Origin of the sequence: Vibrio sp. S/42/10, assembly GCF_029890535.1 — a bacterium.
Lineage (GTDB): Bacteria > Pseudomonadota > Gammaproteobacteria > Enterobacterales > Vibrionaceae > Vibrio > Vibrio cyclitrophicus.
Window position 1 is genome coordinate 267,762 of record NZ_JAKMZC010000003.1, and the last position, 18,223, is coordinate 285,984.

20 protein-coding genes are annotated in these 18,223 nt (G+C 44.2%); 10 read left to right on the plus strand and 10 right to left on the minus strand.

The window, feature by feature from the left end; translation table 11 throughout:
• Positions 1–15: 15 nt before the first annotated feature.
• A complete protein-coding gene (gene pdhR, locus L8S15_RS05185; protein ID WP_016768209.1) occupies positions 16–777 on the minus strand; it encodes a pyruvate dehydrogenase complex transcriptional repressor PdhR in 762 nt (253 codons plus the stop codon).
• A gap of 481 nt (positions 778–1,258) precedes the next feature.
• Positions 1,259–1,858 (minus strand): 1,6-anhydro-N-acetylmuramyl-L-alanine amidase AmpD, encoded by a 600-nt coding sequence (ampD, locus tag L8S15_RS05190; protein ID WP_016790757.1) that lies wholly within the window; start codon positions 1,856–1,858, stop codon positions 1,259–1,261.
• A gap of 83 nt (positions 1,859–1,941) precedes the next feature.
• Between ampD and nadC the strand changes: the two genes are divergently transcribed.
• The 8 genes from nadC to yacG all read left to right on the plus strand — a co-directional run bounded on the left by nadC (position 1,942) and on the right by yacG (position 9,036).
• Positions 1,942–2,832 carry a carboxylating nicotinate-nucleotide diphosphorylase gene (gene nadC / locus L8S15_RS05195; RefSeq protein ID WP_004738163.1) on the plus strand — a complete coding sequence of 297 codons (891 nt, stop codon included), beginning with the start codon at positions 1,942–1,944 and terminating at the stop codon, positions 2,830–2,832.
• A gap of 254 nt (positions 2,833–3,086) precedes the next feature.
• A complete protein-coding gene (locus tag L8S15_RS05200) occupies positions 3,087–3,503 on the plus strand; it encodes a prepilin-type N-terminal cleavage/methylation domain-containing protein (protein ID WP_016799243.1) in 417 nt (138 codons plus the stop codon).
• A gap of 4 nt (positions 3,504–3,507) precedes the next feature.
• The gene (gene pilB / locus L8S15_RS05205; protein WP_280572072.1) at positions 3,508–5,193 is read left to right on the plus strand and encodes a type IV-A pilus assembly ATPase PilB; all 1,686 of its coding nucleotides are present in this window, start codon (positions 3,508–3,510) and stop codon (positions 5,191–5,193) included.
• 14 nt (positions 5,194–5,207) lie between these two features.
• Entirely contained in the window at positions 5,208–6,437 is a 1,230-nt protein-coding gene (locus L8S15_RS05210; RefSeq protein ID WP_280572058.1) for a type II secretion system F family protein, read from the plus strand.
• 66 nt (positions 6,438–6,503) lie between these two features.
• Positions 6,504–7,373 (plus strand): A24 family peptidase, encoded by an 870-nt coding sequence (locus L8S15_RS05215; protein WP_280572059.1) that lies wholly within the window; start codon positions 6,504–6,506, stop codon positions 7,371–7,373.
• Positions 7,374–7,375: 2 nt separating this feature from the next.
• Complete coding sequence (gene coaE, locus L8S15_RS05220; RefSeq protein WP_016794575.1) at positions 7,376–7,990, plus strand: dephospho-CoA kinase; 615 nt, start codon at positions 7,376–7,378, stop codon at positions 7,988–7,990.
• Between the two features lie 26 nt (positions 7,991–8,016).
• Positions 8,017–8,757 (plus strand): cell division protein ZapD, encoded by a 741-nt coding sequence (gene zapD, locus L8S15_RS05225; RefSeq protein WP_010435917.1) that lies wholly within the window; start codon positions 8,017–8,019, stop codon positions 8,755–8,757.
• A gap of 81 nt (positions 8,758–8,838) precedes the next feature.
• The gene (gene yacG, locus L8S15_RS05230; RefSeq protein WP_010435916.1) at positions 8,839–9,036 is read left to right on the plus strand and encodes a DNA gyrase inhibitor YacG; all 198 of its coding nucleotides are present in this window, start codon (positions 8,839–8,841) and stop codon (positions 9,034–9,036) included.
• Between the two features lie 260 nt (positions 9,037–9,296).
• Here yacG and rplS read toward each other — a convergent pair whose 3' ends face one another.
• The 5 genes from rplS to ffh all read right to left on the minus strand — a co-directional run bounded on the left by rplS (position 9,297) and on the right by ffh (position 12,911).
• On the minus strand, positions 9,297–9,650 hold the full coding sequence (gene rplS, locus L8S15_RS05235; RefSeq protein WP_004735514.1) for a 50S ribosomal protein L19: 354 nt from the start codon (positions 9,648–9,650) through the stop codon (positions 9,297–9,299).
• Between the two features lie 59 nt (positions 9,651–9,709).
• On the minus strand, positions 9,710–10,450 hold the full coding sequence (gene trmD / locus L8S15_RS05240; protein ID WP_010435912.1) for a tRNA (guanosine(37)-N1)-methyltransferase TrmD: 741 nt from the start codon (positions 10,448–10,450) through the stop codon (positions 9,710–9,712).
• Positions 10,451–10,476: 26 nt separating this feature from the next.
• Positions 10,477–11,031 (minus strand): ribosome maturation factor RimM, encoded by a 555-nt coding sequence (gene rimM, locus L8S15_RS05245; protein WP_280572060.1) that lies wholly within the window; start codon positions 11,029–11,031, stop codon positions 10,477–10,479.
• 24 nt (positions 11,032–11,055) lie between these two features.
• Positions 11,056–11,304, minus strand: coding sequence for a 30S ribosomal protein S16 (gene rpsP / locus L8S15_RS05250; protein ID WP_004410028.1), 249 nt, complete (start codon positions 11,302–11,304; stop codon positions 11,056–11,058).
• A 212-nt stretch (positions 11,305–11,516) separates the two neighbouring features.
• Positions 11,517–12,911, minus strand: coding sequence for a signal recognition particle protein (gene ffh, locus L8S15_RS05255; RefSeq protein WP_010435884.1), 1,395 nt, complete (start codon positions 12,909–12,911; stop codon positions 11,517–11,519).
• 200 nt (positions 12,912–13,111) lie between these two features.
• Here ffh and L8S15_RS05260 point away from each other — a divergent pair, with 200 nt between their 5' ends.
• Together L8S15_RS05260 and L8S15_RS05265 are read left to right on the plus strand one after the other, a co-directional pair.
• Entirely contained in the window at positions 13,112–13,906 is a 795-nt protein-coding gene (locus L8S15_RS05260; RefSeq protein ID WP_010435882.1) for an inner membrane protein YpjD, read from the plus strand.
• A 127-nt stretch (positions 13,907–14,033) separates the two neighbouring features.
• Complete coding sequence (locus L8S15_RS05265; protein ID WP_010435880.1) at positions 14,034–15,305, plus strand: CNNM domain-containing protein; 1,272 nt, start codon at positions 14,034–14,036, stop codon at positions 15,303–15,305.
• Positions 15,306–15,443: 138 nt separating this feature from the next.
• Here L8S15_RS05265 and luxS read toward each other — a convergent pair whose 3' ends face one another.
• The 3 genes from luxS to gshA are packed head-to-tail and all read right to left on the minus strand — an operon-like array spanning position 15,444 to position 18,216.
• Positions 15,444–15,962 carry an S-ribosylhomocysteine lyase gene (gene luxS, locus L8S15_RS05270; RefSeq protein WP_010435876.1) on the minus strand — a complete coding sequence of 173 codons (519 nt, stop codon included), beginning with the start codon at positions 15,960–15,962 and terminating at the stop codon, positions 15,444–15,446.
• Positions 15,963–15,986: 24 nt separating this feature from the next.
• On the minus strand, positions 15,987–16,637 hold the full coding sequence (locus tag L8S15_RS05275) for a hypothetical protein (RefSeq protein WP_010435873.1): 651 nt from the start codon (positions 16,635–16,637) through the stop codon (positions 15,987–15,989).
• Positions 16,638–16,647: 10 nt separating this feature from the next.
• Complete coding sequence (gene gshA, locus L8S15_RS05280; protein WP_010435871.1) at positions 16,648–18,216, minus strand: glutamate--cysteine ligase; 1,569 nt, start codon at positions 18,214–18,216, stop codon at positions 16,648–16,650.
• Positions 18,217–18,223: the final 7 nt, after the last annotated feature.

Consider the following 18,223-nt stretch of genomic DNA (forward strand, 5'->3'; position numbering starts at 1 on the left):
GCCGAAGTATTACGGCTATTTACCCTGTTGAATTCGACGTAGAGAACGTTCGCGACGCGACTCTTCCTTCGTCAAATCCAGCAATGTTTCTTCGATGTAAGCTAAATGAGAATGTGACATTTCACGTGCCTGTTCTGGCTGCCCTGAAACAATCGCATCTACAATGTTAGCTCGATGTATACTCACTTTCTCCACAACGTCTTTACGACGATGCAACAGCTTTAAATTCTCTAAGACGTTTTGTTCGAGTAACGGAGCCAAACTACGAACAATGTGCAATAACACCACATTGTGTGCAGCCTCTGTTAAAGCAATAAGAAAAGCCATCACTGCTGCAGATTCGGCTTCAATATCACCCTTATCTTGCGCACCATGAATCTTTTCTTGGCATGCTTGAATTCGAGCAAAGTCTTCATCAGTACCACGCAATGCCGCAAAGTAAGCCGAAATCCCTTCCATCGCATGACGCGATTCCAACAAGTCTAGTTGGGTTTCAGAATGGGATGACAACAAATTAAGCAAAGGATCTGAAAAGCTTTTCCAGATATTTTCGCTCACAAACGTACCTCCACCTTGACGGCGAGTAAGCAAGCGTTTTGCTTCTAAACGTTGTATGGCTTCTCGAATTGAAGGACGAGACACATCGAACTGTTTCGCCAGTTCGCGCTCTGGTGGCAGCTGCTGCCCAGGAGCCAGTGTTCCCTCCACAATCAACCTTTCTAACTCTTGTTCGATAACATCGGAGAGTTTTGGCTGACGAATCCTTTGATAAGCCATAGTTTGTTATTCTTCTTTTTCTTCGCTGACAATTGGTAATACCAATTTTAAGTTGCGCAGAAATTAACATAATTAAAACGCCACTGTCCAGTCTAAAATTGACCTGCATCATAGAATGCAGTGTGAATTAACCGTGATTTAACAAATGAAATTTAAAACAGCAACCAAATTGGTCTTACCATTTACAGGGGTAATACTTTTGGGGAGGATTCGTGCTAGAAAGTTTCAGGATAAAAATGAATTGTTTCAGAAAGATTAGTCAAACTAGGTCAAAAATCGAACCGAGCGCACATTAGAGACAGAAATTCTGTTCATAAGTTTTAATATTTAGGCGTTTGATAAGCGCGTCACACTCTGGATTTATTGATGCTTAGCTCCCAACCACTTTATTTACATAGCAACAACAAAAATTCACAAGTCATTATGCTAGGCGTTGATTATTCACACCTAGCTGTCAGTAACACCATTTAAAACTCGAAGCTTAGGCCTTGAGCTTTCTTTTGAATTTCTGCCAGTCGAAAACCAAACCAGGGTCAGTCTTACGCAAGGGGGCAATATATTGATGTCCTGTGATGCGTTGTTCTGTGATCTCTGGAAAATTCGACATTAGAGTTTCAGTCAGCTGCGACAAGGATTGATACTGCTGCTCGGTATAAGCCGCAAAATCACTGCCCTCGAGTTCAATACCAATAGAGTAATCATTACACCTTTCACGCCCAGCAAAACTCGACTGGCCAGCATGCCAAGCTCGGTCTAAGAACGAAACAAACTGCACCACTTCACCATCACGACGAATCAAACAATGGGCAGACACGCCCATTTGGTGAATCACCTGAAAAAACGGGTGTTCAGCGGGGTTCAATTTCCCAGTAAAAAATTGTTCAATATACGGGCCTCCAAACTCACCGGGAGGCAAACTAATATTGTGAACCACCAGCAGAGAGATATCATCAACACTAGGCCTTACATCAAAATACGGGGAAGGAACATGCCGAGCGTTGTCGTACCATCCGTTGGAGCTGATCGTCATCTTGGTCTCACTTTCTTTTCTGCTAGCACAATAAGATGTGACCTTGCCCATAGAGCAGTCGCGCTAGCCTCTTTAATTTGAAGTTAAGCAAGAGTATCATTCCATTCCCACTCCCTTTCAAGATTAGATTTGCGATGAAAAACACACATAACAGCCACCAACGCCTTGACTACTTAAAAGAGCAACTGCCTCTAGAGATCACTCGTGCAGTAGCCGAGACTATCAAAGAAGATCTAGGTGGTACGTTAGATCCAGCGGCTGATATTACGGCAAGTCTAATCCCAGCAGACGCAATCAACAGCGCAACCATCATTACCCGTGAGCACGGTGTGTTCTGTGGTAAAGCTTGGGCTGACGAAGTGTTTAAGCAATTGGGCGGTGAAGTAACGATCGAGTGGAACGTAGAAGACGGTGATAAGGTTGAGCCAAACCAAACGCTTTGCACGCTAACTGGCCCAGCACGCGCACTACTAACCGGTGAGCGTAACGCAATGAACTTCATTCAAACACTGTCTGGTTGTGCGACAGCAACAGCTATCTACGCTGACAAAATCAAACACACAGAGTGCCGCCTGTTAGATACTCGTAAAACGATACCTGGCCTGCGCAGCGCACTAAAATACGCAGTCGCTTGTGGTGGTGGCTTCAATCACCGTATTGGCGTTTTTGATGCGTACCTAATCAAAGAAAACCACATCATCGCATGTGGTGGTATTGAGAAAGCTATCTCAACAGCAAAAGAGCTAAACCCGGGTAAGCCTGTTGAAGTGGAAACAGAGAGCCTAGAAGAGCTAGAGCAAGCGATCAACGCGGGTGCAGACATCATCATGCTAGACAACTTCACTACCGACATGATGCGTGAAGCGGTTAAAATCAACGCTGGCCGTGCCGCACTAGAGAACTCAGGTAATGTAACTCTAGACACTATTGCAGAGTTCGCTGAAACGGGTGTTGATTACATCTCGGTAGGCGCACTCACTAAGCACCTAAAAGCGATGGATTTATCTATGAGGTTCAAAGCTTAATTTATTGAAATATAAATAGCTTATCTTTAAAGGCACGGTTAAATACCGTGCTTTTTTATTGCTTAAATTATCAGTATTTCAATCACTTATTTAAGTTGATCGCATAATTTTGCGCGACATATGAAACGTCACACTAATAAATACCAAACCACTCGCGACCACACCTGAATCTCATTCCACTTCCTCACCTCGACTTCTATTCTCTCTACCAACCAGTGCTTGCGCTGAAACTAACTAAAGAATGGAATTAGACAATGAATAACAAGAACAAAAGAACAAACCAGAAAGGTTTCACGCTGATTGAATTGATGATTGTGGTAGCGATCATTGGTGCTTTATCTGCGATAGCTGTTCCGGCATATAAAGACTATGTATCAAAAAGCCAAGCATCCTCGGCATTAGCGACACTTAAAACAGCAATAACTCAAGCTGAACTTTACATACAAGAAAAAGGGGCTCTAACATCGTTAAATGATATAGGCACTAAATCCGACATCAACTCTTTAGGAGTGCTGGCAATTGATTCAGCAGTTTCTACAGGCTTAAAATTTACATTTGATGACGGCGTGTTGTCTGGCGCTTCTATTTCGATAGCTAGAGAGTCAACTGGTTGGGGATGCACACGCACAGGCGCATCATTAACAGCTATAGATTTAGAAGGTTGTGACTAGTTTAGTGTTAACCAACCTCCCAACCGTTCTCCGTCAGGCTAACCTTCTTAGCCTGACTCAGGAACAAGCCGTGGTGGAACATGTACAAGCTTCAGGTATTTCGACACCTGAAGCTTTACTCGTTCTGGATTTGTTCAGCGGCGATTCCTTAGCAAACAACATTAAAACCATCTTCGGCTTACCGTTAGTACAACTTGCCAATACGGACTATGAATCCTTGTGCGAACAGTTAGGGCTTCGCGAGCTAATCACTAAATATCACGCTATTCCGATTTCAGTTTCTAGCTCCACTCTTACACTCGCTTCTGCCGACCCTACGGATTTACAAGCTGAAAATGACTTCCGCTTTGCGACAGGATTACAGATTGAATTGGTTGTTGCTAATTACTCTGAATTAGAAGGCGCGATACGCAAGCTGTATGGTCGATCTATTTCCGGGCAAGATTCTAAGCGTAAAGAGATCACCCAAGATGAGCTAGCTAACCTCGTGAAGGTATCTGACGACGAAATAACGTCGATTGAAGATCTCAGCCAAGACGACTCCCCTGTCAGTCGCTTTATCAATCAGATTCTGGTTGATGCGGTGCGTAAAGGTGCTTCTGATATTCACTTCGAACCCTACGAAGAACACTACCGAGTGCGCCTACGTTGCGATGGTATATTGGTTGAAATCCAACAGCCCGCCTCTCATTTAAGCCGTCGCCTGTCAGCTCGCTTAAAGATTCTCGCTAAACTCGATATTGCCGAACGTCGCTTACCTCAAGATGGTCGTATTAAACTGCGTTTAAATGACGAACTGGCAATTGATATGCGTGTATCTACGCTGCCAACATTGTGGGGAGAAAAGATCGTACTGCGATTGCTTGATAGCAGTGCGGCCAATCTCGATATCGACAAGCTCGGTTACAGCGAGGCTCAAAAAGCCCTCTACCTCAATGCACTAAAGCGCCCGCAAGGGATGATCTTAATGACCGGGCCAACCGGCAGCGGTAAAACAGTTTCTCTTTATACTGGACTTCGAGTACTCAACACCTCTGAACGCAACATCTCAACAGCTGAAGACCCTGTAGAGATTAACCTGTGTGGTATCAATCAGGTACAGGTGACGCCTAAGATTGGCTTTGGTTTCGCCGAGGCACTACGATCGTTTTTACGACAAGACCCAGACATCGTGATGGTTGGAGAAATCCGAGATTTAGAAACCGCCGAAATCGCGATCAAAGCCTCCCAAACCGGGCATTTAGTACTTTCAACACTGCACACTAACTCAGCCGCAGAAACCGTGACCCGGCTTGCTCATATGGGAATCGAGCCCTTCAACCTTGCTTCGTCTTTGAGCTTGATTATTGCTCAGCGTCTTGCGAGACGCTTGTGTAACCACTGTAAAACCGCAGACGACTCACCAGACATTTATCTGCGCCACTCTATCCCAAACAGCCAAACCATCTACAAAGCCAACTCTCAAGGCTGTAATGAATGTAACCAAGGTTACTCAGGTCGAGTGGGTATCTATGAAGTGATGCCGTTTACCGACAAGCTAAAAACCAGCCTTATCAATAAACCCAATGCGCTAGCGATTGAAGATCTCGCACGTCGAGAAGGCATGAGAACTTTACAAGAGTCAGGGATAGATAAACTGCTTGAAGGCACCACCAGCTACCAAGAGCTACAACGTGTTCTATACCTATAATTCACGGAGCGAAAGTGAATAGTAAAAGCAAACAATCACAACTAAAAAACTACCATTGGAAGGGAATCAATAGTTCTGGTAAGAAAGTGTCTGGGCAGAGCTTAGCGCTCACCGAATTAGAAGTGCGAGAGAAGCTCAAAGAGCAGCATATCCAAATTAAGAAAATCAAAAAGAAAAGTATCTCCGCAATCACTCGCATAACACACCGAGTCAAAGCTAAGGACATCACCGTTTTAACTCGGCAACTCGCGACTATGTTGGCTACGGGTGTGCCTATTGTACAAGCCATCAAGTTGGTATCAGATAATCATCGTAAAGCAGAAATGAAATCTATTTTATCGCATATCTGCAAAGGTGTAGAAGCCGGAACGCCAATCTCAAAAGCAATGAGAACCGCAAGCCGCCACTTTGACGATCTCTACACCGACCTAGTCGCCACCGGAGAGCTTTCCGGCAACCTCGCACAAGTCTTTGAACGCTTAGCGACCTATCGTGAAAAAAGTGAACAGTTAAAAGCTAAGGTGGTGAAAGCGCTTATCTATCCAGCAATGGTGGTCACGGTTGCGCTGACCGTCTCCTATCTCATGTTAACCATGGTCATCCCAGAGTTTGAATCGATGTTTTCAGGCTTTGGTGCCGATCTTCCCTGGTTCACCCAACAAGTCCTCGACCTATCTCATTGGATGCAAGCTTACAGTTTTTATACCGCCCTAGGCATCGGGGCTAGCACGCTGGTTGTTCATCAACTGTGCCTACGCTCTTACTCGATTCGACTATCAGCCAGCCGCTTAGTGTTACGCTTTCCTGTACTTGGTAGCGTAATGGCAAAGGCCTCTATCGCCAAGTTCAGCCGCACCTTATCAACCAGCTTTAGCTCTGGTATTCCCATCTTAATGAGCCTCAAAACCACCGCAAAGACTGCAGGTAATCTGCATTATGAATCTGCGATCATCAAGGTACACCGAGAAACAGCCGCGGGTATGCCGATGTATATCGCGATGCGCAATACCAATGCCTTCCCTGAAATGGTGTTACAGATGGTGATGATTGGTGAAGAGTCAGGTAACCTTGATGATATGCTGAATAAAGTCGCTTCCATCTATGAATTTGAAGTCGACAATACCGTCGACAACTTAGGCAAAATTTTAGAGCCACTGATCATCGTGTTTTTAGGTACGGTTGTGGGTGGGCTTGTTGTCGCGATGTACTTACCAATCTTTAATCTTATGAGTGTGTTAGGATAGTTAAAAGCAACTAAACACCCATGAGTAGGAACCTCTGCTCACCTTGATCAAGTGGTAAAGGACACTATGGAAGTATTTCACTACTATCCTTGGCTATTCACCGTATTAGCTTTCATTTTTAGCCTTCTTATCGGTAGCTTCCTCAACGTGGTCATACATCGTTTACCGATTATGATGGAGCGAGAGTGGCAACAAGAGTGCTCGGAATATTTCTCTCAATATAAAATTCCAGCACCAGAAGGAAAGTTTAATCTCAGCATTCCTCGCTCTACTTGCCCTAAGTGTAAAACCCAACTGAGAGCAATCGACAACATCCCTGTATTAAGCTGGTTATTCCTAAAAGGTAAGTGCCACAGTTGTACTAACCCCATCAGCGCCCGTTATCCCTTGGTCGAACTGCTTACCGCAATCCTTTGTACAGTCGTAGCTAGCCACTTTGGTCTCAGTTATTACGCGATTGCTCTGATATTTTTTACTTTTGCTTTGATTACCGCGACCTTTATCGATCTCGATACTATGTTACTGCCGGATCAAATTACCTTACCTTTGGTTTGGTCTGGTATCGCTTTGGCCTTATTTAATATCAGCCCGGTATCACTGCAAGATTCCGTCGTTGGAGCGATGGCTGGTTACCTAGCACTTTGGTCTGTTTACTGGCTGTTCAAGCTGCTCACTGGCAAAGAAGGGATGGGGTACGGTGATTTTAAATTGCTAGCGGCATTAGGGGCATGGCTTGGTTGGCAACATCTACCAATGATCATCCTTCTGTCATCGCTAGTGGGCCTTGTGTTCGGATTGATTCAACTGCGACTGAAGCAACAAGGCATAGACAAAGCTTTCCCATTTGGGCCCTATCTAGCGATTGCTGGTTGGGTAAGTCTGATGTGGGGTAACGACATCATGGGTTGGTATTTCACTTCTGTACTAGGAATTTAATCATGGCAACGATCATAGGATTAAGTGGTGGTATCGCCAGTGGCAAAACCACCGTGGCTAACCTCTTCAACGAACATTTTAATATTGATATTGTCGATGCTGATATTGTGGCTCGTGAAGTCGTAGCACTGGGCAGCGAAGGTCTCAAACAGATTACTGCTCATTTTGGGGAGGCTATCTTACTTGAAGATGGCACGCTCAACCGAAGTAAACTGCGTGAGCTAATCTTCTCAGATCCCAAACAGAAGCTGTGGCTCAATGACCTCCTTCATCCCATGATCCGTGACAAAATTGACAGTGACCTGTCTAAAATCACATCCCCGTATGGTTTATTAGTTGCACCGCTACTGGTTGAAAACCAAATGCAAGGCATGGCCGATCGCGTATTAATTGTTGATGTGCCAGTAGAAGTACAAATAGAGCGTACGATGAATCGTGATAACGTTTCTAGGGAACAAGTTGCGTCAATTTTAAAATCACAGGCTTCAAGAGAACAACGCTTAGCAGTTGCAGATGATGTGATTAAAAACCATACTAAAAACCAAGAACTTTTGCCTCAAATCACAGATTTACATCAAAAGTATCTGGCAATCAGTACAGTAGATGGGTCAGAATAGAACAATGTTGAATGAAGGTTTGCTCGATGATCACCCACAAATTTGAACATCCTCTAAATGAGAAAACACGAATCTACTTAAGAGTTGAATCACTCTTGAGGCAGCTACACTTGTCTTCTACATTTTCCGATGCTCAACAGTATCAACTCTTTTTCCGTTCGATCTTTGATTTGATTGAAATCTTTGAACAGATCCAACTCAAAAGCGAGCTCGCAAAAGATATTGAGAAGCAGCGTGTAACCTACAAAAGCTGGTTAGATGTTGAAGGTGTCGATCAAGAAATGCTGACTTCACTGCTCAACGACATTAGCAATATCTATCGTGAATTGATGCAGGCAGAGCGTTTTGGCCAGTCACTTAAAGAAGACCGCTTCCTGAGTGCTATTCGTCAACGCTTTAACCTACCTGGTGGCTCATGTTGCTTTGATTTACCTGCGCTACATTATTGGTTACACCTCCCTCTCGATAAGAGAATGAGAGACGCCAAAACGTGGATGGATAGCCTACAGCCTTTGTATGAGGCGCTAACGCTATGGCTGAAACTAACCAGAGAAACAGGTCACTTTAAAGATCAAATTGCGCGTGCTGGTTTCTTCCAGAGCGATGCTGATGAAGCGAATATCCTACGTCTTTCTATTCCAATGCAATACGGCGCCTACCCGATGATCTCGGGGCACAAAAACCGTTTTGCCGTGAAATTTATGAGCTTTGAGACTGGACAAGCCTGCACTCAAGATATCGAATTTGAATTAGCAATCTGCACCTAATTAATTGTCTTTTATCGTTTGGCTTGAGTACTTATTCAGGCCCAAACTCATTGTTATTGTACCTCCAAATAAAGAATCACTATGTCGAAAAAAATCACCATCGTTAAATGCCCTCAATGTAATGCTGACGTTGAATGGGGTGAACAAAGCCCACATCGCCCGTTTTGCAGCAAGCAATGTCAGATGATTGATTTTGGAGAATGGGCAGACGAAGAGAACAGTATCGCTGGCGCACCGGATATGTCGGATAGCGATGGTTGGTCAGAAGATCCGTACTAAGCGAATAGCGAATAGAATTTGAAGGATTGGCGTTTAACGTCAGTCCTTTTTTTATTGTCTCTAACATGGCGCTAGTAGAGATTCCCTACTCCTTCGTCAGTCTAGGGAATGACGGTTAAATATGAGTTTAGGTTTTGTCCGTAATCCTCAAGAGCAAGAGATGAGCGAGCTGGGGATCTCCTACCTACGATACGCTAAGTAGCAGGCACAAAAAAGCGGAGCCAAATGGCTCCGCTTTTATCGATAGAATGCAAAAAGAATTACTTCTTAGTAAGCTTCTCTTTAATACGAGCTGACTTACCAGAACGCTCACGTAGGTAGTACAACTTGGCACGACGTACTGCACCACGGCGTTTAACTTCGATGCTATCAACCATTGGAGAGTGAGTTTGGAACGCACGCTCTACGCCTTCACCGTTCGAGATCTTACGAACTGTAAATGCAGAGTGTAGACCACGGTTACGAATAGCGATTACAACGCCTTCGAAAGCCTGTAGACGCTCACGGTCACCTTCTTTTACCTTAACCTGAACTACAACAGTGTCACCTGGTGCGAATTTAGGAAGGTCTGATTTTAGTTGCTCTTCTTCAAGAGCCTTGATGATGTTGCTCATTTGTATAAATTCCTAGAATAAACTGATACTAAATTTAATAGGTTACTGCTTGCTTTTCGTTAAGAGCGATGCTCTTTAATGAATTCAGCCAGTAATTGTTCCTGTTCGTCAGTCAGAGCTAGGTTTTCCAGGAGTTCTGGTCTTCTTAGCCAAGTTCGGCCCAGCGATTGTTTCAACCGCCAGCGACGAATATCCTTATGGTTTCCAGACTTGAGTACCGATGGCACATCTTTATCGTCTAGCACCTCAGGGCGCGTATAATGGGGACAATCTAGCAAACCATTTGCAAAAGAATCTTCTTCTGCTGAAGCGAAATCTCCAAGTACACCCGGAACAAACCGAGATACTGAATCAATCAACGTCATGGCTGGTAGCTCACCACCCGTCATCACAAAATCGCCAATCGACCATTCTTCGTCGACTTCAGATTGAATGATGCGCTCATCTACCCCTTCATAGCGACCACAAATAAGAAGTAAATTCTCGTTTGTTGCCAGCTCTTCAACACCTTTTTGGTCGAGTTTACGACCTTGAGGTGAAAGATAGATAACTTTCGTCTTCCCCGGTGCTGCTTGCTTGGCAGTTTTGATAGCGTCGCGCAAAGGCTGAACCATCATTAACATGCCAGGACCACCACCGTAAGGTCTGTCATCAACAGTGCGATGTTTATCATGAGTGAAATCACGAGGATTCCATGTCTCAATAGATAAAAGACCTTTCTTAACCGCTTGACCTGTTACTCCAAAATCAGTAACAGAACGGAACATTTCAGGAAACAGGCTAATTACGCCAACCCACATGTGTTCTCTCGCTCTGTAATTTGGAGTTAGAATCCAGGATCCCAGTCAACTTCGATCCGGCGAGCTTCGCGATCAACTTTCTTGATCACTTGCTCTTCAAGGTACGGTACTAACCGTTCCTTTTGGCCAAAAGCATCTTTAAGATTTGCTTTGATTACTAGAACATCGTTCGAGCCAGTTTCTAACAGGTCAGTGACCTCACCAAGGTTGTAGCCTTTAGTTGTAAAAACTTGCATACCAAACAATTCGCGCCAGTAGAATTCATCTTCTGACAATTCAGGTAACGAAGCAGGGTCAATAGCAATTTCAAAGTTAGTCATCAGTTGCGCGTCTTCACGAACATCTAATCCCGCTAGCTTACATACATAACCTTGGCCATGACGTTTCCAGCTCTCAACTTTGTACTCAACCCACTTACCCTTTAGCTTTAAATACCAAGGGCTGTAATCAAATATGCTTTCAGCATTGTCTGTGTAGGAGAACACTTTAAGCCAGCCACGAATACCATAGGTAGACCCAAGTTTACCCATGACAATTCTATTGTTTTGCTCGCTCATAGTTTCTTTACCCTTCATCGACATAAGCTATTTCTCTTTAAAAAAGAATTAAGCCGCTTTTTGAGCGTCTTTAACTAGCTTAGCTACACGATCAGATAGAGATGCGCCTTGACCAACCCAGTGGTTAACACGATCTAGGTCTAGACGTAGACCTTCTTCTTGACCTTGAGCAGTAGGGTTAAAGAAACCTACTTTCTCGATGAAACGGCCAGTTGCAGCGTTACGGCTATCCGCAACTACGATTTGATAAAATGGGCGCTTCTTTGCACCGTGACGTGCCAAACGAATGGTTACCATGTCGTCCTCTTTGCTTTCTTAATAAAATAATTAACCCCAAGTATAAGTAAATAGCTTGGGGTCTCGTGCCAAATTAAAGCCCCGGAATTTTACTCTTATTCCGGTGCAATGCAAGGGCTTTAGCTATTTTTTCACCAACATAGCTGCCGAACACTTTCTGTGACACGGCTAACACTATGAAAAGTAACGTAGCTAAAGGTTACATTTGTAGATTATCGACCAAACGGGTTAAAACCACCACCCATTCCGCCCATACCTCCACCGCCGCCCATCATGCCTTGCATGTTGCGCATCATGCCTTTCATTCCACCTTTTTGCATTTTCTTCATCATCTTCTGCATTTGGGTGAACTGTTTAAGCATACGGTTTACATCTTGTACCTGAGTACCAGAACCAGCAGCAATACGCTTTTTGCGAGAGCCTTTGATTAGATCAGGGCGTTGACGCTCTTTCATTGTCATAGAGTTGATGATCGCTTCCATCTGCTTGAACATCTTGTCATCAACTTTATCTTTAACGTTATCTGGTAGCTGAGACATACCTGGAAGCTTATCCATCATGCCCATCATGCCGCCCATATTTTGCATCTGACCAAGCTGTTCACGGAAGTCTTCTAGGTCAAAACCTTTCTTCTCTTTGAACTTCTTCGCCAGTTTCTCTGCTTTCTCGGTATCAACGTTCTTTTGTAGGTCTTCAATTAAAGACAGTACGTCGCCCATACCTAGGATACGAGAAGCAACACGATCTGGGTGGAACGGTTCTAGTGCATCAGTTTTTTCACCAACACCTAAGAATTTAATCGGTTTACCCGTGATATGACGAACAGACAGTGCAGCACCACCACGCGCATCACCATCCACTTTCGTCAAGATAACACCGGTTAGTGGTAGAGCATCACCAAAGGCTTTAGCCGTGTTCGCTGCATCTTGACCTGTCATAGCATCAACAACGAATAGAGTTTCTACTGGCTTAATTGCCGTATGAAGCTCTTTGATTTCGCCCATCATCTCTTCATCGATAGCTAAACGACCCGCCGTATCGACAAGCAGCACGTCGTAGAATTTCTTCTTCGCATGGTCGATTGCAGCGTTTGCAATATCAAGAGGCTTTTGATCCGCTGAAGACGGGAAGAAGTCTACGCCCACATCGCTTGCTAACGTTTCAAGTTGTTTTATCGCCGCAGGACGGTAAACGTCGGCAGACACAACCAATACTTTCTTCTTGTCACGCTCAGTCAGGAGCTTAGATAGCTTACCTACCGATGTGGTTTTACCCGCACCTTGTAGACCCGCCATTAAGATGACTGCTGGCGGTTGCGCTGCTAGATTAAGAGCTTCGTTAGACTCACCCATCACCGCTTCAAGTTCAGCTTGAACGATCTTAATGAATTCTTGACCCGGTGTTAGAGATTTAGATACCTCAACACCCACAGCGCCTTCTTTTACGCGCTTAACAAAATCACGGACAACTGGCAATGCAACGTCGGCTTCAAGTAGCGCCATACGTACTTCACGCAGCGTCTCTTTAATATTGTCTTCGGTCAGACGACCTTTACCGCTGATGTTCTTCAGCGTTTTGGATAGACGATCCGTTAAATTATCAAACATAGTTTTCTCTTCGCTCAAAACTGCGACTATTACTGTGAGTATACATTAGCGCGGATTAGAGTCATACCCGTTGTAGAGCGTTAATCATCCGTGCTTGTGATGTGAGACATTATTCACTTGGAATTGAATGAGGTTCACCATAGCCCCAAAGAGCGATGCGAGGTATAATTCGCCAATTAGTAATCATTTAAATGGATACCATGGACAGTCTTATTGCGATCGCAGCAGCCTTTCTTTATATAATGGCGATTTCCACGATCATTCCAGGTCTCGTGCACCAAACAGGGATCCGTGTAAAAACGGTGCTTATCAGCGCATTACTTGCTCTAGTTTTTCATGCTTTGTTGCTTGGCGATTTGATTTTTAATGCCAGTGGCCAAAACCTAAGTATCTTGAACGTTGCTTCATTAATCAGTTTAATTATCTCTGTGGTAATGAGCGGTGCCATGCTCAAAACCCGTTTGTGGTTCATCTTGCCCGTTGTTTATAGCTTCGCTGCGTTGAATTTGATGGCGGCCACTTTTCTTCCAAGCACCTTCATCAAACATTTAGAGAACGATCCAAAACTGCTCGTACACATCTCTTTGGCGTTGTTCTCGTACGCAACGCTTACCATCGGTGCGCTATACGCCCTACAGCTCGCTTGGCTCGATCACAAACTTAAAAAGAAGAAAGCCCTAGTGATAAACCCTAACTTACCTCCTTTAATGATGGTGGAAAGGCAGCTTTTCAAGATCATTTTGATTGGTAATGGTTTATTAACGGGTACTTTATTGACTGGCCTTATCTTCGTACAAGATATGTTTGCTCAAGGAAAAGCACACAAGGCTGTATTGTCTTTTATCGCTTGGGTTATCTACTCCATCCTTTTGTGGGGTCACTACCAGAAAGGTTGGCGTGGACAAAAAGTGACTTGGTTCGCCTTAGCAGGTGCCAGCATGCTGACATTAGCCTACTTCGGTAGTCGCTTCGTTCAAGAAATAATCCTGAACTAATCTGTAAAATAAAGGCAAGGTCTCGTGTACCTTGCCTTTAATATATTGAGTGCAAGACATTCAATTGACATCTCGGCCATGTTCGGTCATAAATTAATCAAGATACACAAATAGGAAAAGAATAGTTTTGGACGACATATCAACGGGTATCTTATTTGCGCTACTCGCGTGTCTCATTGTAATTTCTGGTTATTTTTCTGGTTCCGAAACGGGCATGATGTCCTTGAACCGCTACCGTTTAAAGCACTTGGCCAATACGGGTCATAAAGGTGCGAAGCGTGTAGAAAAACTTCTGAACCGCCCAGACAGATTGATTGGCCTCATTCTCATCGGTAACAATCTCGTCAATATTCTAGCATCAGCGATCGCGACTATTCTAGGTATGCGCATCTACGGGGATATCGGTGTGGCTATCGCTACAGGTGTCCTGACTCTCGTGATCCTTGTGTTTGCCGAAGTCACCCCAAAAACCATCGCCTCTCTGTTTCCTGAACGTGTCTCTTACGCCAGCAGTATTCTATTGATGATACTGATGAAGGTACTGTCACCACTGGTGATTTTAGTGAACTTCATTACTAACGGGTTCATTCGTATCTTAGGAGTCAAAGCCAGTCACGATGCAACCGACCACTTAAGCTCAGAAGAGCTGAGAACCGTGGTAAATGAAGCGGGAAGCTTAATACCTCAGCGTCACCAAGATATGTTGGTCTCTATTCTAGATTTAGAGCACGTCACCGTGAATGACATCATGGTGCCACGTAATGAGATCACCGGCATCGACATCAATGATGATTGGAAATCAATCGTCCGCCAACTGACTCACTCACCTCATGGCCGTATCGTGTTATACCGCGATCAAATAGATGAAGTGGTTGGCATGCTGAGGCTGCGAGAAGCTTATCGTTTGATGCTTGAAAAAAACGAGTTCAATAAAGAGACGCTGTTACGTGCTGCAGATGAGATCTATTTTATCCCTGAAGCGACACCACTCAACATTCAACTACTGAAATTCCAACGCAATAAACAGCGTATCGGTTTAATTGTTGATGAGTATGGCGATATTAATGGATTGGTTACACTAGAAGATATTCTTGAAGAGATCGTTGGTGAGTTCACGACTTCAATTACACCTAGCTTGTCGGAAGAAATCACTCCGCAAAGTGATGGGAGCTTCTTGATTGAAGGTAGCGCTAACATCAGAGACATAAACAAAGGCTTACAGTGGGCTCTGCCTACCGACGGTCCAAGAACGCTTAATGGTTTGATATTAGAGCACCTCGAAGATATTCCTGAGAGCCACTTAAGTGTTCAAGTTGCGAGTCACCCAATGGAAATCGTAGAACTTGAAGAGAACCGTATCAAACTGGTTCGCGTATTCCCGCAGGTCGTGAATGGGTAATGATTGAGTGACCACTATCGGTTGAGAGCAATTGCTTACTCTCACGCTTAGATAAAAATAGATTGATAAACAAAAGAAGGCCCGGTTCATCGAACCGGGCCTTTTAATATCTAGCTAATTTAAAATAAATCTAAATGATTAGTCGATTTTAAGCTCTTGTAGCATAGACTCTGGCAACGCCAGTTCGTCATTTTTGTTTACAGAGATACCTGCTGAGATGATCGCATTGGCAATCTCTTTCGCTTCATCCAAAGAATGCATTGCCGCAGTACCACATTGGTATTCGTTCAACTCAGGAATTTTATTTTGATTCTCAACTTTCAGCACATCTTGCATTGCTGCCAACCAGCCGTCCGCTACCTGTTGCTCTGTAGGTGTACCAATTAGGCTCATGTAGAAACCAGTACGACAACCCATTGGTGAAATGTCGATAATCTCGACATCTGAACCGTTCAGTTGATTACGCATGAATCCAGCATATAAGTGCTCAAGCGTGTGGATACCTTTCTCAGATAGGATATCTTTGTTTGGCGCAGTAAAACGCAGGTCAAACACAGTGATGGTATCCCCTTTCGGGGTTTGCATTGTTTTAGCAACACGAACGGCTGGTGCGTTCATGCGTGTGTGATCAACAGTGAAACTATCTAATAAAGGCATTGCTCTTCTCCATGACGGTTGGCTTTAGAAAAACCAACTTCGATTGTCTTCCAGTTCTTTGCGGCACTGTTTAAGTTGCCAGCCATAATCTTTTGCTTGTTGTTCTACTTTGCGAGCCACCTTAATCAAAGATGGTTTGCTGTTGTATGATTTACGCTTATAACCACCACGCCCTTCATGATAAGCCAGGTATTGGTTATAAGGATCCCACAAAGAAATTCCAAGCTGACGGCGCGTCTCGTTGGTGTACCAACCAATGAACATCAATGCATCATCGAAGTTGGTTCTTGAGCCACCGTTATTAGTCGCTTTTTGGAAATCTTCCCAAGCAGGATCTTGAGCTTGCGCATAACCGTAGGCACTACTTACACGCCCCCAAGGAATGAAGCCCAGAATATAATCTTTTGGTGGGCGCGCATCATGACGAAAGCTACTTTCTTGTTTCACAAAAGCCATCGCTACGTTGATTGGTGTGCCCCACTTTTCTTGCATATCCAAGGCATCTTCATACCACGATGGGTGTTCTCTGAAGATGCTACACAGATTATCTTGCTGTTTAGGCGGTGGCGTTGCACAGCCAACCAACAGGCTAGAGACAACACCAACAGTGATGACAGGTAACCATTTACCACTCGCATGAGTAGGCTGACCTAATAAGGCTTGCTTCCTTTCCACCAAAGTCTCGCTATGCTTTTAAATACGAAAAATAATCCGCTAGGAAGCTATCAAAGTCTTGAGTGCTAGCTTCTTCACTTTGTTGCTGAGCAATCATAGAGCGTTGAACTTCCGCTTCCATCAACTCAGCTGAATACACTTTGTACTGGTGCGCTTTATGTTGCTGAGCGTAAGTTTTTCCTAACGCACAACCTACATTACCCAAACCACCTAATTTTTTGGTTTCTTCAAGCAACTGACCTGAAATAGTCAGCTCTGGATTATCAATCCAAGTTTCAAGCGTATCGCAAGTTTCTTGGTAAGCGCGGCCACCTTGCTCTGCATCCATCATTTCAGCAATAGAACGCAAATCTTTGAATACACGCTTAGCCCAGTCTTGTAATGATAGTCTCTCGCCGTCACAACCAATTTTCAGTTCTAAACCAACCTGACGACCTTCTAAGATTACCTTGTTCCAGTTATCTCGCCAGCATTCCAACTCACAATTATCCATCTCAGCAGAGTCTGTTAACACGCTCCACGTTAGGAACAGGTCAAGGAAACGAACCTGCTGCTCATTGATACCAACTGAACTGAATGGGTTTACATCTAAAGAACGAACTTCTATGTACTCAACACCACTGCGAGCCAATGCTTCAGACGGCTTCTCACCGTTTTTCGCTACGCGCTTAGGGCGAATTGGCGCATACAGCTCATTCTCAATTTGAAGAACGTTAGTATTAAGTTGACGATATTCACCATCAACCTTAGTACCAATCTCAGCAAACTCTTCTGATGGTGTACGAATCGCTTCATTCAAACCTTCGAGGTACTGACCTAGGCTGTTGAAACCAATTTTCAATACACTTTGAGCGCTGTTAGTGTAGCCAAGATCACTCAGGCGAAGTGCCGTTGCTTTTGGCAGGTATAGTGTCTCACCAATTTTTTCAAAAGGTAGGTTTGTTTCTCTTCCTTTAATGAAAGAAGGGCACAATGCCGGTGAAGCACCAAAGAAATATGGGATTAACCAACCAAAACGGTAGTAATTACGAATCAAACCAAAGTACGCATCTGACTTAGCTTCACAACGCGCTTCTTCTGTTTGCTCACCAAACAAGCTATCCCAGAAACTTTCAGGGAAAGAGAAGTTAAAATGAACACCTGAAATGATTTGCATCAGACTACCGTAGCGGCGCTTTAAGCCTTCACGATATAGCGTCTTCATTTTTCCGTTGTTAGAGGTGCCGTATTGCGCCAGCTGAATGTCATCTTCACTCCCTACGTAACAAGGCATTGAAAGCGGCCACATTTTCTCGCCATCTAACTTGGTTTGTGTGAAATGATGGATATCAGATAACTGATTCAAAAGAGTCGGAACGTCGTTAGAAACAGGCGTAATAAACTCCAGTAGCGACTCGGAAAAATCGGTCGTTACCCATCCGTTCATCAACGCAGATCCCAAAGCCTTTGGGTGCGGCCCAGTAGCAAGATGCCCATCTTCCGTGTAGCGTAACGTTTCCCTTTCAACACCACGACCAAATTGAGAGAAGGTCTTAGGGTTGGTTGCAACTTGCTTTAGTCGCGCAGCAAAATCAGTCAAAATTCAG